Here is a 14,668-nt window from a genome sequence, read left to right as displayed (position 1 = left end):
GAAGAGAGGCTGAGTGGTCATCTCCGCAAAGGGGTTTGATCTCCGCAAGTTCTGCGGGGATGCGGGGATGCGGGGATCCTCACGGTTGTGATCTCCGGAGGGTGCTCTTCCCTGGTGGCGGTGGGTTGGTGCGGAGATGCGGAGATGGTTCAGCGGGTTTCACCCCTGGTGGTGCTCGACCCAGAACACGGCCCGGTCGCCCCGGTCGTTTCGGCCGGCCCGGATGACGTGCTGGCCACGCCAGCGTCCGGCCTGTCCGGTGAGCAACCGGCCGAGTTGGAGCGGGTTCGGCAGGCGTCCGGCGTGGGTGGTGATGAACTGGCCGTCCCACGGGTCGTTGATGTCGCTGCCGAGGTGCATCGGCTCGGCGTCGCGGCGCAGGTCGGCGGCGGTCATCGCTCGACTCCCGTGGCGGTCGTGCCAGGTGGTGAGGAACGCGCGCCAGCGCGTTTCGTCTTCGTCGATCTCGCGGACGTCGGCGGCGTTGGTGAGGAATCCGTCGATGCCGTGGTGGGCGAGGAACCCGCCGAGGGCTTGCGCCCACGGGGTGAACTGGCGCATCGACACGCCGGTCACCCGTGGCGCTCCCTGGCGGGTCCAGTCGAGGACGAGGACCAGGAGGTGCCACAGGACGGTGAGTTGGTTGGCCGGGTCGGTGATCCACTGGTCGAGGTGCGGGATGCCGAACCCGGATTGATCGCGTAGCTCAGGGCGGGGCATGTTCGGGTCGAGGTGTACGCGGACGGTACGGGACGCCATGTCGCCACCGACCTGGAGGTTGTTGCCGGTGGCCATCCACAGCCGGTCGTTGACGGTCGCGACGTTGCGGGACGCCCCGAGCTGCCGATCCGACCACACGCCGGTGGTGACGAGTTGGGCGAGCACGGCGGAGTCGATGACGGTTCCCTCGGCGAGGTTGTCCCAGATCACTACCCCGACCTGCTCGGCGAGTACGGCCGTGATGGACTTGCGGAGTTCTTCGTCGGAGTACGCCCACGGCATGATCCGCTGTCCGTAGAGCATGCCGGGACCAGCGGTCAGGATGGTCTTCCCGGACGACGGCATGGTGGCGTCGATCAGCGCGAACGGCGTCAACGAGCGGGTGAAGTGTCGCAGGATCGGCGTCGCCAACAGGGCCACGTAGTTGGCGCGGTCGGCGGCGCTGGCCCACGGGAAGTCGCGCAGGAACCGACCGAGCAGGAACGTGCGTGCTTCCCGCACCTGCTCGGCGGTGGGCTCATCCGGCACGGGCGGTAGGGCGACTTTCGACGCGAGGTAGAGGCCGGTGGCCGGGTCGTAGCCGGGCCGCTGCAACAGGGTGCCGTCGCGGCGCAGGACCGGGGCGCCGATGATCCCGCGCAGCGGCGGCACGTTCGGCCATGTCTTTGCCGCGAGGACGGACGAGAGGATCTCCCTCGGCGGGGTCACCTCCTCCTCGAACACCTCAGGATTGCCGCCGTCGCCCTTGCGGGTCTTGAGCCGGTACACGTAGGCGTGCTCGGCGAGTAGCCCGGCGAGCCCGGCCGGGGTGACCGCGCTGGCGGCGACGGGTAGCGGGGAATCGTCGTCGGGGCCCGTGGTGAGGCCACCGGAGACGGCTTCCATGTGGACCAGCGACCCGGCCGACACGTACGTGTCGGGCAGGACACCATCGACCAGCGCAGCCTTGAGGACCCGGATGCTTTCGGGCCCTGAACCAACCTGCAACCGGGGAGCGCTCATGCTGCCACCACCCGAGGCTGCCGCGCGCCGACCCGTAGGCCGGATGCGATCGTGCGGGCGATCTCACCCGGCCGCAGCCCGATGGACAGGGCGGCGGGTTCGAGAACCGCGGTGACGTCGTCGTCGGTGAGCGCGCCACCGGCGGCGAGCTGCCCGAGGGCGACGGCGGACGCGAACAAGGCGTGGTTGCGGCGGCCTTCCGGCGCGTCGGTCAAGTGTGCCACCTGCCGGTGGATCGCGGCGGCGACGTACCGGCCGCGCCGGTCGACGTCGAGGGCCACCGTGACCGCCTGCCGGGCCGGCGGCGGGGCGGGCGCGATGAGCTGGCCGAGCCAGTCGGGCAGCGGCGCGGGGTCGACATCGAGCGCGACGGTGTAGCGCCGGCCGTGGGCGGTACTGCCTGCGGCGACGACGTAGCCGCCGTGGGCGCGGGTGTCGACCAGCCACCCGAGCGCCCCGGCGGTGTTTCGCAACGTCGGCCCGCTGGAAGGGTGGCGGTAGTAGAGGTGGGTGCCGCCTCGCCCGGTGGTCACCGTGTACGTGGTTTCGATGCGCTGGCCGTGCTGGTGGCAGACGGTGGCGAAGACGTCCACGCCGTCGCCGCACAGGTCATGGTCGGCCGGCGGGATCTGACCCGGCTTGGGCACGTCCAGGTCGACCACCACGAGCCGGGACGGTCCGCAGGCGAGGCCGATTCCGTACGGTCGGACCGACCATGCTCGGCGGATGCGGTCGGGGTCGGTGGTGGCGCGGGCTTCCCAGCCGAGGTGCCGGCCGGCGGCGCGGCAGCGGGGGTCGGTGCGGTCGCACCGGTCGGCGGCGTGGTTGGGAAACGCGGGCCGCTTGTCGTCGGGGCGCAGCGGGAAGACGTGCCATCCGCGTGCGGCGTGTGCGAGTGCAGCGGCGAGCAGGTCGAGGTGGGACATGGTGCCTCCGATCGGTGGGTGCGGGCGGGGTCAGCGGCGGTGGGTGAGCAGCGCCCAGATCACGAAGCCGGCGACCGTGATGACGGCGGCGGCGGTGAGGGCGGCGGCGGTGAGGTCGCGGATGAGCCAGCCGGTGACGCGGGCGCGGGTGAGGGCGGCGTCGGCGTGCCACGCGATGCGTTCGACGCGGCGGCCGAGGGGGATACCGAGAGTGATGCCGAGGATGGTGCCGAGGGCGAGGGCGGCGAGCGCTACGGCGGCCGGGTTCATGGCTGCTCCCTGGTTGTGGGCGTGGTCGGCCGGCCGTGGATTCCACGTGGATTCCACGGCGGGTTTGTCTAGGTGGGGGCCGTGGAATCGGTGTGGATTCCACGTGGATTCCACGGCCCCGACAGGGCTGCGTCAGGCGGTGCGCAGGACGCGGTACCGGCCGTTGCGGTTGATGGCCATCAGCAGCGGTTGGTTACCGGCGGTGAGTTCGGCGAGGGCCTTGGACAGCCACTTGGCCGTGTAGCCGGTCGCGGCGAGCACGTCACCCAGGTCGGCCGGTCGCACCTCGGTGTGTCCCTGGGCGGCGAGGGCGGTGATGTGCTCGCGCAGGATCGCGCGGGCATGCTCGGGGCTGGACTGCTGGGGCAGAGCGAGGGAGAACCGGCGCGGCGTGGGGGTGGTGTCGAGTTCCTGTGAGGGGTCGACGTCGTCGGGCGGGTCGTTGGGGTTGACGCCGGGGCGGGCGGCCATGGCGGGCACCTCCTGGTCCTCATCGTCGTCGGCGGCCGGTTGGGGGCCGGGTGACGGCTTGACGGTGTCGGTGGGCATGACAGGCGCGAGAGCACGCGCGGTGACCGGGTCGAGCGGACGGCGGACGGCGGTCCAGCCGGTGACTGCGGCGGCCAGGTCGGCGCGCTGGGCGAGTTCCGAGCGGCAGGGGATCGGCCACCGGCCGGTGGGGATGCCGGGCGACTCGATGTAGAGGTAGCCGGGTTTGCTGCTGCCCCACGACTCGGGGGATGCTCCGGCGTCGACGGTTTCGCCGGAGAGCGCCAACGACGGGTCGTCGCGGCTGTCGATGCCGAAGCACACGTTCGTAGCGAACTGGCTGCGGAGCGACGTCGGGGCCCGGTCGTGGGTCCAGCGCTGCTGGGACAACACGAGGGAGATGCCGGCCGACCGTGCCCGTTCGGCCACCTGCACGAGGGCTGGGTGACCGGACCACGCGGCCGACTCCTCCACCCACACCGTCAGGTGCGACAGCGAGCATCCCGGCATCCACTCGGTCAGGTCCTCCCGGCCCAATGCCTCAGTGCGGGCGGGGATGACCTGCTCGGCGAGGACGTCGAAGAACGCTTCCGCGTGGTCGTCTTCGGTGACCAGCAGCGTCAACCCGCCCTTGACCGGCTTGACGGTCTGGTCTCGCTTGACGGTGTCGACCACGATGAGCGCGCCGTCGGTGCGGGTCAGGTAGTCGGTCATGACCACCAGGGCCCATTCGGTCTTGCCCGAACCGGTCATGCCGGTCGCCCGGACGTGGGTGGCGGGGCGGACGCCGGGCCGACCGGTGAGCCACAACCCGACCTGCTCGCCGTCCTCGGCGATGCCGAAGCGAAGCGGCGCGTCCCCGACGGAGCGGCCGGGGGCGGACGGGCCGGCCCACGGGATCGTGTCGCGGAGTTGGTCGACGGGCACGACTTCGATGCGGCCGGTACGGACGCTGTCGGGGTCGCGGTGCACGCGGACGGCGGTCGGGGCGACGTCGAGGGCAGAGGCGATGGACTCGCGGGAGCCCTCGACGTCGGAGAGGGTGTCGCCGTGCGGCATCGTGATCGACGCTTTGACCTTCGCCCCGTCGATCTTCGGTCGACCGATGCGGGCGTCGCGTAGCGCGGCGACCGCGTCGGCGAGCCCGCCGCCGGTGGTGCGGGCGGGTTGTTCGTCGGGGTTGGCCTTGGCCATCAGCCGCATCACGGCGACTGCGACCGAGGCGGCGACGGTGCCGCCGGCCCACACGTCCAGCCACGGCCGTTCCCAGGGTGCGCCGATGGTCGCGCCGAGGGCCCACGCCGACCCGGACGCGGTGAGCAGGGTCGCCACCCGCTGCCGGATGACGCCTCGGGCGCGGCCGGTGGCCCAGGTCAGCGCGGTGAGTCCGCCGCCGGCGGCGGTGATGCCGGCGGCGGCCCACGGGTTGCTTCCCCACCAGTGGTGCGACGCGGCGGCGGCCGGCCAGGCGAGCAGGCAGCCGGTGGGGCAGGCCAGGTAGGGCAGGAGCGCCGAGCGCAGATCGACGTTGTAGGTCATCGGGGACAGGCCGCCGTTGCGGGGCATCCGGGACGGGCGGGGCCGCTTCATCGGCCACCCCCGCCGCCGTTGGTGAAGCGGAAGTCGGACTTGCGGGGCCGGTGGCCGACGGCCTCCAGCTCGGGCAGGTAGACGGCCTCGAAGCGGGTCGACGCAGTCACGATGTACTGCGACGCGACGACCAGGGCGTCGGAGGCGTGGGTGATGGGCTTGGCGACCTGGCGGGCGCGCGCCCGGCCGGTGAGTCCACCGATGACCACTCCGCCGGAGACGGCCCGAAGCCGGGCGTCCAGCTCGGAGGCGGTCACGCCCAGCTCCAGGGCGGCGGCGTGCAGGACCCGGCGGGTGTCGTTGAACCACTGGGACAGGGCGACGTTGTCGGTGAGGGCGTCGGCGCCGGTGAAGATGCCACGCTGATCGTGGGTGCCTGCCATGCTGATGGTTCTCCTTCGTGGAGGGCCGGGCGCGGAACGTTTCTCAGGCGTGCGCCGCGCCCGGCGCAAACAGGTGGGATGGGGCCGGTCGGCCCCCGCACCCACCCGAACCCTTCGGTGCGGGTGGGCACGGCCGGGTGACCGGTCAGCCGAGCAGCAGGACGAGAGCGGCGGTGACCGCAGTGCCGGCCAGGCCGCACAGGAGCAGGTCGACGGCGGTACGGACGCGGCGGTACTTCGCCACCGTCGTGCGCGACAGCCACACCAGCTCGTGCGCCCGCAGCGACGCCATGCTCAGCGGCGGCAACGCGGCGTCGGTCATCAGGTCACCCGGGGCGCTGACGGCGTAGCGGACCAGGCCGTGCCCGCCGCCGAGCGATGGACGCACCGCGCACGCCAGCAGGGCGACCGCGACACCGATCACCGCGACCGTCACCGCGCCGGTGGCCAGGGCGGGGGTGGGCAGGTCGGCGCGGGCCAACACGGCCAGGCCGACGGTGAGGGCGGTGCCGGCGAGCGTGAGCAGCGTCGAGGCTTTCGCGTCCACGCGCACCAGCTCGGCGCGCACGGTGGCCAGTTCGGTGGTCAGGAAGCTGGTGTCTGGCACCATCAGAGGTCTCGCCTTCCATCAGGAGGAGTGAGGGCCGGCGGCACGGCACAGGTTTCCTAGGCCCAGGGGCCGTGCCGCCGGGCAGAGCTAGTCGTCGGCGTGCATCAGGTGGGCGAGGGCGGCGCCCATGCCGAGCACGGCGACGGGTAGGCAGGCGACGAGGGTGGTGATCCACCATGGGGCCGAGGTGACCCCGGCGGCGATGAGCAGGTGGTAGGCGACCTGGCCGAGTGCGCCGATGGCGAGGGAGCCGAGGGCGGACCACTTGGCGAACCGGGCCGCTCGTGCGGGTACGCGGCCGGAGAGCCAGACGTAGAGGGCGAACGCGCCGTAGGTCTCGACGCCGATGGGGAGGGTGATGGCGGTGTCGATGACCCACCCGGACCCGATGCCGGGCAGCAGGTTGACCTTCCCGAACCCGGTGAGCTTGCCGAGGCCGACCCAGCCGCCCCAGATGGCGACGAACGCGGGCAGGGCGAGCAGGATCACGGGCCACACCACCGCCCGCCGCGACCGTGCGGGCCGAATCTTGGTACCCGGGCTTTCGACCGTGCTGACCTGCTCGGCCGGCGTGAGGTCCATCGGCGGCGGGGCGGGGGTCGGGTCCGGCGTGGGCTGGTCGGGCGTGTCCGGGTCCGTGTCGGCGGTGGTGGTGTCCGGGGTGGGGTCGACCGGGACCAGCACCGGCCGGTCGGCGAGGCTGCCACGCAGCAGCATCGCGGCGTGCAACGAGTCCGACCGGTCCTGCCGGGCGCGCTCCTCCCGCAACCGGGCAAGCAGGTCGTTGGCCTTCTCCGACCCGATCCGGAACCGCTTCATCAGCCGGTTGCGCGACGGCAGCGCGTCCAGCTCGTGAGCGAGCTTCCGGGCGGCCGGAAGCAGTTCGTCGACGGGTTGCGGGTAGCGGGTGCCGTTGATCGTGGGGGCGGTCATCGGGTGCCGTCCTTTCTGGTAGTGGTGGGGGCGGTGCAGCACTGGCCGTCCGGGGCGGGACAGCCGTGCAGGCACGATCCGCAGGACTGCTCGGCGCAGTACTCGCCGGTGTCGTCAGCGGCGCAGGCCACCGGGTCGCAGATGCAGCACTCGGGGGGCATCAGCCCACCGCCACGGCGGCGAGCGCGTCGGCGGTGGCCGTGTCCAGCGGTGACGCGTCGAGGTAGTCGGTGGCGTCGGCGTAGATCTCCCAGCCGTGCCACGTCGGGTAGGCGTTCAGGGACCGGACCGGGCGACCGTCGTTGTTGACGCGCTCACGCTCGCTGATCAGCAGGTTTGGGGCGTTCAGGCCGGCGGCGTCGAGCCAGGCACGCAACTCCGTGACCGACCCGAACGTGATCGCCATGGAACTGCCGTCGCTGTGGACACGGATGCCGGTCGGGGCGGCGAGCAACAGCAGCTCGGCCATCACCGCGCGGTGGCTCTTGCGGTCGGTCATCGCCGGGTCTCCTTCATCCTCGGGGTCGGCAGGTTCAGCGCGTGCCCGATAGCGAACGGGGCGAGCATCACGGCAGGGCCGCCGAGCAGGATCAGCAGCAGAAACAGCCAGTTCACGGGGCACCTTCGATCGACTGGGGGAAGCAGGCCGGCTCGGTGCAGGCCAGCAGGTGACGCGGCAGCCGAGGGACGACGGTCATCACGCGACTCGCCGAACCGGGGCACCGCGTACAGCGAGCAGGGCCCGTGCCTCGCGGAGCACCCGGCGCTGTGCGCGGCGCAACCGCTGCCAGTCCATCTCGCTCGGTACGGCGTCGCTGAATAGGAGCGTGATCTGAGCGTCGAGCAACATCACCTCTGCCTCGATCAACGGCATCTCCTGCTCGATCGCGGCGAGGTCGGTGGCGCTCGGCTCCCGGAACTCTTCGGGGTGTCTCTGCGGCTCAGCCACGTCGGCTGTCCTTTCGATCTAGAAGGGGTTCGATTCAGAGATGCGATTCTCTGTTGCGCAACAAGGTAGCGATACGCGGCGAGGTTGCGCAAGTGGGTAGCGGTAACGTTGTTCGGGTGACTGACCCTCGCGGCGAACTTTCAGCAGCTACGGAGCGCTATCGGGCTACCGAAGCGGCGCATGATGCGGCACGTGAGGCGGTGGTCGCGGCCGTCGTTGCCGCGCTCCGCCAGGGCGTCGGGCCAACCGAGGTAGAGAAGCTGTCGCCCTTCAGCGGTGCGTACATCCGGAAGCTCGCGCGGCAGAACGACGTACCGGCCGCGCCTCCCGGCCCCAAGCGTGCGGCTCGGTGATGGCGAGCGGTCAGCTGGCCTTCCGTCGCGTGTAGTCCTCGGCGTCGACCAGGCCGGTGGCAAGCGCGGATTCCTCCATGTCGTCGAGGACCCGAGCGGGGATGACCAGTCGGCCACGGACCTTGATGGCCGGGAACTGCCCAGCGTGGATCGCTCGGTATAGCGTCACCTCCGACATGCCGAGGATGGTGGCGACCTCCGACACGGAGTGGAAGCGGGGGCGCGGGTGATGGGTGATCGTGCGTACGGTGCTCAACCTGATCTCCTGAACCATCGGGTGGGGCTTGCTCTTGCCGTCTGGAACCAGTGAAATCGATGGAAGGCGCTTCGGCGACGCAAGTCGAATGCAAAGCACGGCAAGGCAGTGCAACCCTCAGCCACGGGAGACGGCAATGACGAGGATCGAGCGGTGGACCGGCGCTCTGGCTTGTCTTCTCCAGTCGGCATCGGGCATGACGAACGAGAGCTTTGCGACGTGGCTTGGTATAGCGGTCAGAACCGTCGCCTACTGGCATAGCCGGCCGGACACCGTGCCCGGAAACTCAAACCAGGAGATCCTTACTGCGGCGCTGGACCGAGTGTCCGACGCGGTGCGGGATCGCTTCTTCCGTATGGTTGCTGATTCGCTCAAGCAATCCGGAATTCCTCGCACGGGAAACGTCGTTCTCGACGTTGTGAGTGACGCCGCGAATTCTGTTGCCAATGATCCCTTGTTGACCAGTGGCCCGGTCGGAGCCGAATCGATCGAGTCGCTACAGGAGGAAATGGCGCTGCTGGCGCGTGCCGGTGGGATGGCCGCGTTCGACACGTTCACCAGCGCCCGTCGTTTGCGGGATGAGGCCAGGAAGCTGGCTGAGCGCACCCGCAGGCCGGGCGACCTCGCTGACCTGTACGTCATCGTCGGCCAAGGGACGGCGCTCATGGCGTCCACCGCGTTCGACCTCGGGCACTGGAACGACTCAGCGGCGCTCGCGCGGGCTTCCACCCAGTACGCAGACCTTGCCGGGCACGCTTCGCTGAAGGCGTGGACGTACGGCCTGCAGATGACGTTGGCGAACTGGCGCAACGAACCCGATGCCGCGCTGACCTACTTTGCCCGCGCGATGCGTGCGGCTCCCGAGGGTGAGCCGAGACTCCGGCTCCGGTACATCGCTTCCCGCTCTCACGCCCTGCTGGCCGATGCGGAATCGGTCGCCGAGGTGTTGGAAGCGGCTCGGCGCGATCGGGATATGGCGGCTTCCCGTCCCGATGATCTCAGCCGGTCGGTCGGCGGTGAGTTCGCATTCGGGGAAGCCAGAGCGGCGGCGTGCGCGGCGGCGGCCTGGCTGGATCTGCGCAACGGCGAGCAGGCGGCGAAGTACGCCCGTGAGGCGTTGCAGGTCTATCAAGCTCTGCCGCTGTCCCGCCGGCCGTACTCCCAGATCAATGGGACGCAGATCGACGTTGCCGCTGCACACCTGCACATGCGCGACCGAGACGGCGCGGCCGAAGCGTTGCAAGGCGTTCTCGATCTACCGGCGCAGAAGCGAAACGTGTCGCTGACCGGGCGGCTGGAGAAGGTCGGTCGGCTACTGACCACGCCCGCGTGGCGCGAGGACTCGGAAGCGCAGCAACTCGCCGAACGAATCTCCGTCTGGCTCGCAGAGACGTCAGCCCGTCCGCTCTCCTGACGCTCGCCACGCGGCGAGCACCCGCGCTTCCTTGTCACGGCTGAGCCCGATTTCGGTGGCCCGGTCGTGGGCGCTCACCTCCTCGGTCTCGACCAGCCACCGCCAGGTGTCGGCGACGGTTTCGGCCAGCGGCCGGCAGAGCAGGCCGGCTCGGTGCGCGTGGGACGGGTCAACTCGCCAAACACCCTCGAAGGTGCGCCAGAGCGGCAGCTCGGACCACTGCCGCACGCCCTGGTCGAGAAGCACGTCATCTGGCACCCACTCGAACCGCGGTGCGGCGCTGGTCGCGTCGGCGCACGCCGCGAGCAGCTCCCCGAACGTGGCCCCGCCGACGGGGGCGCAGACGTTGAACGCGCCGGAGATGCCCTCGGCGGCGGTACGCAAGGCGAACGCGGCCAGGTCGCGGACGTCGACGGGCTGGATCGACCGATCCGGCGAGCCCGGCGCGAGAACCGTCCCGCCGGCAGCGACCCGGCGCAGCCACCAGGGCAGCCGGCCGACGTACTCGCGCGGACCAAGCACCACACCGGGCCGTAGGACCGTTGTCCGATCCGGGCCGAACGCGGCCAGTGCGGCAGCCTCGCACCCCGACTTCTGGTAGCCGTACTGCGTCGGCCCGTCCTCCGTGTCGGTGCCGTAGTCCGGCCCGGCATCCGGTGGGCAGTACAACACCTCGGATTCCTCGCTGAGCGGCTTCACCGGCCAATCCCGGTAGACGCTCACCGTCGACATGAAGACGTACCGGCCGGCGACGGGATCCAGCGCGCGAGCCACATCGAGGGTGTTCCTGGGTACGTAGCCGGAGGTGTCCACTACCGCATCCCAGGGGCCGGCGGCGGCTAGGACGTCGACGTTGGCCGGCTGCGTCCGATCGCCCCGGACCGCGCGCACGCCATCGACGTCCGGCCCGGAGGTGCCCCGGTTGAACGTGGTCACGTCCCACCCTGCGTCGAGGGCAGCCGTGACAACCGCGCGGCCAACGAACCAGGTTCCGCCGAGCACCAGCAAGCGCATGGGCCCATCATGGCCGAGCCAGGGCAGCGGTTGGCGAAGGGACGCAAGTTGGCCCGAGGTTCGTTGCCGCACCCGTCCACCTTGGAGATAGCAGGGCTTGATGAGGAAGACCATACTGTCCGGCGTGTTGTTTGCTTCAGTACCGACCCCAGCACCCACAGTCGTGGTGTCGCCTTCCCTCACGTCGGCCGAGGTCTCCCCTGTGCTGCCGGCCAGCCCGATTCCGGAGCCTTCGATCACCGGGCTCGTTGACATGGTCAACAAATCGCCGGGTTTCATCGGACAAATCACTCCGGGCTCATGGCCTGATTGGCTGGCAGCGGCAGGGACATCGCTAGCTTTCCTAATCGCCGCCATCTCCTACGCACGTAGCGTCAAGGAGCGCCGCGAAGGGCAGGCGCGGCTCGTTTACTCCAAGCTAATTAGCCTCAAATTCCATGATCCTGGCACCCAGTTTGAGATGCTTCCTGATGGCGCGAGAATTGGTTGGACGGATGCCCGCTGCGCGGCCATCGTACCGCCCTCCTCGCCGGAGGATAAGGCTCGCCATATCGCGCTCGCGCCGGTAATTCAGCTGACCGCCGCTATTCACAACGGTAGCAAGGAACTTATTGGCCCGGCCAAGGTTCGGGTCGTGAACACTGGTCGGAAGAAAACCTACGGTGACTTCGCCGTGATGGTTGATGCCGTTGGCCCGGAAAGCGAGGCAGTCGTGGACTTCGTATGGCCTAACGTTGACCATCCAGGGCAGCCTGGTCTCGGAACTACCTTGATTTTTCGTGATGCCAGCGGTCGATGGTGGCGACGGCACCTGGCTGAGCCCGTGGAAGCTGTGCACAACGATCCCGAGAACGGAGTTGAGCCTTCGGCCCAGCGCGCTATCTGGGCGGCCAACGCGCGCAAGATGGGGATCGAACCATCTCCGGAGCCTAAGGTGTCTCTCCGTGCCCGTGGGTATCGTCTTTACCGTAGGATGCGAGGAAAGTCGCCCATTCCGTGAACGGCCATTCACCCACTCGCTATGTAAGAACCTGTGGTGGCCTATGCCCCAGGACGGTTGCCCGTCTACCTCGGGAGACGTTGACCAGGCCGTCTGCTGCCAGGAGAGCCACTGCGCGGTGAGCGGTACCGACTGAGGCCCCATGTGCCGCAGCCAACTCGGTGACCGTAGGAAGCGGTTCGCCTGGCTTGAGACTTCCGGTGCGGATCTGCTCGCGAAGTTCCTCGGCAATCACCCGGTACGGGCTGTTCGGCGGAGTGGTCGACGTCGGGCGGGTCGGCATCCGGGCGGCGAGCGTCCCGGCGGCACGCTGGTCGGACTCCGACAGCCACGCGGCGTAGACCCTGAGCGTGGTGGTTCCACCGCCGCCGTGACCGAGCCGGCCGGCGACGGTCCGCACGTCCACACCTGAATTGATCAGCTCGGTGGCGGAGTAGTGCCGCAGTGCGTGAATGTGGCTGTCGATGCCGAGCCGCTTGGCGAGCCGGCCGTATCGCTGGGTGATGGTGTCGGGGCGGTAGCCGCGACTGTTGTCCGGCTCGGGGGAGAAGACGTAGTCGGCCGGGTCGGGCGTCGCGTCGAGCTGCGCCAGGCGGTCGACGTACCGCGCGTGCAGCTCGGTGAGCACGGCGACCGTCTCGGGGTCGAGGGCGACCCGTCGTTGCTGGTGGGTCTTGGTGTCCTTCTCCTGTAGCGCGCCGTCGGCGTCGAGGTAGGCGCTGCGCCGAAGGGTCAGCACGCCGGCGGCCAGGTCGAGGTGATGCCAGCGCAGCGCGGCCAACTCGCCCCGTCGGGCACCGGTGGTCATGGCGAGCCAGACCAGCGCGCCCCAGTCCGGGTCGCGCCACGACTCGGTGATGATGCGGGCGGCGTCGGTCGGGTTCGGCGGCTGCGGGTCGGGGTGCGGCGGGGCAGGTGGTTCAGCCTGTGCGGCGGGGTTGACCGCGATCCAGCGCCACCGCACCGCGCGACTCAGCGCACCGCTCAGGATCCAGTGGATCTGTCGTACGGACGATGGGCTGAGCGGCTTGCAGACGTGCGGGCGGCATCTCGCGGTGCAGGTGTGCTCGCCCTTCACCCGGTGCGTCACGAACGCTTTGCCACCGCACCAGTCCCGGCAGCGGCGCAGACTCGCGTAGAACGACTCCAACGTCTCGGCGTCAAGCCGACCGACCGGCAGCTTGCCGAGCGTCGGCCGTACGTGCTTGTTCAGCTTGTTCTCGTACCCCATGCGGGTGGTGGCCTCGATGTCGGCCACCTCAAGCCATCGGTCTAGGAGCTGGTCGAGCGTTGCGCGAGTGCGCGGGTTGCGCCGCTCGTCGACCTGGGCCAGCAACCGGGTGCGTGCCTTCTCCGCTTCCTTGGCGGCGGTGCGGCCGGCGGGGATGACCTCGGTCAAGTAGTGCCGCTTGCCGCTGATCGGGTCTACCCCCGCGTAGACCTTCACGCGGAGTGACCCACTGGGCAGGGTCTCGACCTCGCCGCGCTGCCGCTTCGTGCGTCCGTTCGAACTCGCCACGCGGCAAACCTAGCTCGCTCGCACCACGGATAGCCCCACGCGGCTCGATCGGCTGAGAGAAAGTGCTGTGCGCCCGGCAGGATTCGAACCTGCGGCCTTGGGATTAGAAGTCTTCTAGGCGGGTGTCTACCGCGATCCACCTACGTACAGAACGGCAGGTCAGAGGGCATACGCGAACGGTCCTAGACGGTCTAGGACTAGGGCGTACTGCAACAGGATCTGCAACGGCCGGAAACGGCCACCGAACGTAGGCGGGCCCGGCAGGAGTTGGCGCTCCTGTTACCCGGGCCCTTGATCGCCCCAGGAGGCGACCCGTGGGAATCATCGCATCCCGCCCCGTCCGCTCCACCGACCGCATCAGCCAGCAGGACACCGTCGACCTGGCCGCGATTCCCCGGCCCCGCCCGGCCGTTGACGACCGGTACGCCGGGGGCTACGCCGACGGTCTGCACCGGGCGGTCACCGCCGGCCCGGCCGTCGACGGGTTCCCGCTCAACAGCGCGTACGCCGCCCAGTCCCGCACGGCCGCCGCCGACGTGGCCCTGGTCGTCGACGTCGCGGCCCGCGACCAGGCCGGTGTGTCTCGGCTGGCCGACGCGCTGCGGGCCGGCTGCCCGCCGTGGTGCACCACCGACCACGCCGACGACGCCGAGCTGTACAGCGAGAGCATCACCGACCTGCGGCAGCACCTGCGCACCATCACCACCGTCGAGCGCCACGGCGAGAGGGTCGCCCGGGTGGACATCGTGGCCTGCGACAACCTGGAGACGGGGGAGCGCACCCCCGCCGAGGTGATGATCGTCGACTGTCGGGACTCGTACAACGCCGACGAGACGGAGGCCATCGCCGCGGCGATGCTCCAGGCCGCGGCGATCGTGCGGGCGTCCCGGTGACCGCCGCCCTGGCCCGCACGCGGGTGCTGCTGCTGACCGAGACGTCCGACCAGCGGGGGCAGGCCCGGGTGCTGGACTGGATCGCCCGTACGGGTGCCGAGCTGGTGGCGTTGGTGCGGCCGGAGGACTTCCGCGACGCGCACCGGATGGTGGCCGACGGGACCGTGGACCTGATCGTGACGGCCAGCGTCGCGGATCTGCCGGGGGTGCTGGTGGCGTCGTCGACGCTGATCGCCGCTCCCGTCTCCCGGCCCGTCGGCGAGCCGGAGCGGCCCCGCCTGGTGCGCGGCGGCATGCCGGCAGCGCCGAAACCGCGCTGGTCGAGGGCCAACGGCCGCTGCTGACCC

Annotated in this window: 16 protein-coding genes; 4 read left to right on the top strand and 12 right to left on the bottom strand. The window is 70.2% G+C overall.

Annotated elements, in window-relative coordinates:
• Positions 1–159 precede the first annotated feature (159 nt).
• The 10 genes from ACN28G_RS19890 to ACN28G_RS19845 form a co-directional block, all read right to left on the bottom strand.
• Positions 160–1,722 (bottom strand): hypothetical protein, encoded by a 1,563-nt coding sequence (locus ACN28G_RS19890; protein WP_421480091.1) that lies wholly within the window; start codon positions 1,720–1,722, stop codon positions 160–162.
• Positions 1,719–2,648 (bottom strand): bifunctional DNA primase/polymerase, encoded by a 930-nt coding sequence (locus ACN28G_RS19885; RefSeq protein WP_421480090.1) that lies wholly within the window; start codon positions 2,646–2,648, stop codon positions 1,719–1,721. Before ACN28G_RS19885 ends, ACN28G_RS19890 begins: the two co-directional genes overlap by 4 nt.
• A gap of 30 nt (positions 2,649–2,678) precedes the next feature.
• Positions 2,679–2,918, bottom strand: a complete 240-nt coding sequence (locus tag ACN28G_RS19880) for a hypothetical protein (protein ID WP_178066179.1) — start codon at positions 2,916–2,918, stop codon at positions 2,679–2,681.
• A gap of 132 nt (positions 2,919–3,050) precedes the next feature.
• Positions 3,051–4,997 carry a conjugal transfer protein TraB gene (locus ACN28G_RS19875; RefSeq protein ID WP_421480089.1) on the bottom strand — a complete coding sequence of 649 codons (1,947 nt, stop codon included), beginning with the start codon at positions 4,995–4,997 and terminating at the stop codon, positions 3,051–3,053.
• Positions 4,994–5,380, bottom strand: a complete 387-nt coding sequence (locus tag ACN28G_RS19870; RefSeq protein ID WP_077938634.1) for a hypothetical protein — start codon at positions 5,378–5,380, stop codon at positions 4,994–4,996. The genes ACN28G_RS19875 and ACN28G_RS19870 overlap by 4 nt, the downstream gene beginning before the upstream one ends.
• Before the next feature lie 145 nt (positions 5,381–5,525).
• Entirely contained in the window at positions 5,526–5,990 is a 465-nt protein-coding gene (locus ACN28G_RS19865; protein ID WP_421480088.1) for a Pycsar system effector family protein, read from the bottom strand.
• Positions 5,991–6,077: 87 nt separating this feature from the next.
• On the bottom strand, positions 6,078–6,923 hold the full coding sequence (locus ACN28G_RS19860) for an ABC transporter permease (protein WP_421480087.1): 846 nt from the start codon (positions 6,921–6,923) through the stop codon (positions 6,078–6,080).
• Between the two features lie 160 nt (positions 6,924–7,083).
• Entirely contained in the window at positions 7,084–7,392 is a 309-nt protein-coding gene (locus ACN28G_RS19855) for a hypothetical protein (protein ID WP_421480945.1), read from the bottom strand.
• 228 nt (positions 7,393–7,620) lie between these two features.
• Complete coding sequence (locus ACN28G_RS19850; RefSeq protein WP_421480086.1) at positions 7,621–7,872, bottom strand: DUF6284 family protein; 252 nt, start codon at positions 7,870–7,872, stop codon at positions 7,621–7,623.
• A gap of 363 nt (positions 7,873–8,235) precedes the next feature.
• Entirely contained in the window at positions 8,236–8,481 is a 246-nt protein-coding gene (locus tag ACN28G_RS19845) for a helix-turn-helix domain-containing protein (protein ID WP_228986607.1), read from the bottom strand.
• A 136-nt stretch (positions 8,482–8,617) separates the two neighbouring features.
• On the opposite strand from ACN28G_RS19845, the gene ACN28G_RS19840 reads away from it, so the two are divergent.
• Entirely contained in the window at positions 8,618–9,895 is a 1,278-nt protein-coding gene (locus tag ACN28G_RS19840; RefSeq protein ID WP_228986606.1) for a hypothetical protein, read from the top strand.
• Here the strand turns inward: ACN28G_RS19840 and ACN28G_RS19835 are convergent.
• Entirely contained in the window at positions 9,875–10,909 is a 1,035-nt protein-coding gene (locus tag ACN28G_RS19835; protein WP_421480944.1) for an NAD-dependent epimerase/dehydratase family protein, read from the bottom strand. The two genes, ACN28G_RS19840 and ACN28G_RS19835, sit on opposite strands and share 21 nt — an antisense overlap.
• A 202-nt stretch (positions 10,910–11,111) precedes the next feature.
• Between ACN28G_RS19835 and ACN28G_RS19830 the strand changes: the two genes are divergently transcribed.
• The gene (locus ACN28G_RS19830) at positions 11,112–11,909 is read left to right on the top strand and encodes a hypothetical protein (protein WP_421480085.1); all 798 of its coding nucleotides are present in this window, start codon (positions 11,112–11,114) and stop codon (positions 11,907–11,909) included.
• A gap of 19 nt (positions 11,910–11,928) precedes the next feature.
• Here the strand turns inward: ACN28G_RS19830 and ACN28G_RS19825 are convergent, their stop codons facing one another.
• The gene (locus ACN28G_RS19825; RefSeq protein ID WP_421480084.1) at positions 11,929–13,428 is read right to left on the bottom strand and encodes a tyrosine-type recombinase/integrase; all 1,500 of its coding nucleotides are present in this window, start codon (positions 13,426–13,428) and stop codon (positions 11,929–11,931) included.
• A gap of 314 nt (positions 13,429–13,742) precedes the next feature.
• On the opposite strand from ACN28G_RS19825, the gene ACN28G_RS19820 reads away from it, so the two are divergent.
• The gene (locus tag ACN28G_RS19820; protein WP_421480083.1) at positions 13,743–14,321 is read left to right on the top strand and encodes a DUF6907 domain-containing protein; all 579 of its coding nucleotides are present in this window, start codon (positions 13,743–13,745) and stop codon (positions 14,319–14,321) included.
• Complete coding sequence (locus ACN28G_RS19815) at positions 14,318–14,665, top strand: hypothetical protein (RefSeq protein WP_421480082.1); 348 nt, start codon at positions 14,318–14,320, stop codon at positions 14,663–14,665. The genes ACN28G_RS19820 and ACN28G_RS19815 overlap by 4 nt, the downstream gene beginning before the upstream one ends.
• The last annotated feature ends 3 nt before the right edge of the window (positions 14,666–14,668 follow it).

The organism is Micromonospora sp. WMMA1923 (assembly GCF_049179195.1).
In the GTDB taxonomy this organism is placed as follows: domain Bacteria; phylum Actinomycetota; class Actinomycetes; order Mycobacteriales; family Micromonosporaceae; genus Micromonospora; species Micromonospora yangpuensis.
Note: the sequence above shows the minus strand (reverse complement) of the source record. Positions and strands in the feature narration are given on the sequence as shown.

Excerpts from the sequence above, each read along its gene's own strand:
- ACN28G_RS19855 (WP_421480945.1), bottom strand. The coding sequence starts at position 7,392 with ATGGCCGAGCTGCTGTTGCTCGCCGCCCCGACCGGCATCCGTGTCCAC.
- ACN28G_RS19840 (WP_228986606.1), top strand. The coding sequence starts at position 8,618 with ATGACGAGGATCGAGCGGTGGACCGGCGCTCTGGCTTGTCTTCTCCAG.
- ACN28G_RS19860 (WP_421480087.1), bottom strand. The coding sequence starts at position 6,923 with ATGACCGCCCCCACGATCAACGGCACCCGCTACCCGCAACCCGTCGAC.
- ACN28G_RS19890 (WP_421480091.1), bottom strand. The coding sequence starts at position 1,722 with ATGAGCGCTCCCCGGTTGCAGGTTGGTTCAGGGCCCGAAAGCATCCGG.
- ACN28G_RS19865 (WP_421480088.1), bottom strand. The coding sequence starts at position 5,990 with ATGGTGCCAGACACCAGCTTCCTGACCACCGAACTGGCCACCGTGCGC.
- ACN28G_RS19880 (WP_178066179.1), bottom strand. The coding sequence starts at position 2,918 with ATGAACCCGGCCGCCGTAGCGCTCGCCGCCCTCGCCCTCGGCACCATC.
- ACN28G_RS19885 (WP_421480090.1), bottom strand. The coding sequence starts at position 2,648 with ATGTCCCACCTCGACCTGCTCGCCGCTGCACTCGCACACGCCGCACGC.
- ACN28G_RS19875 (WP_421480089.1), bottom strand. The coding sequence starts at position 4,997 with ATGAAGCGGCCCCGCCCGTCCCGGATGCCCCGCAACGGCGGCCTGTCC.
- ACN28G_RS19870 (WP_077938634.1), bottom strand. The coding sequence starts at position 5,380 with ATGGCAGGCACCCACGATCAGCGTGGCATCTTCACCGGCGCCGACGCC.
- ACN28G_RS19835 (WP_421480944.1), bottom strand. The coding sequence starts at position 10,909 with ATGCGCTTGCTGGTGCTCGGCGGAACCTGGTTCGTTGGCCGCGCGGTT.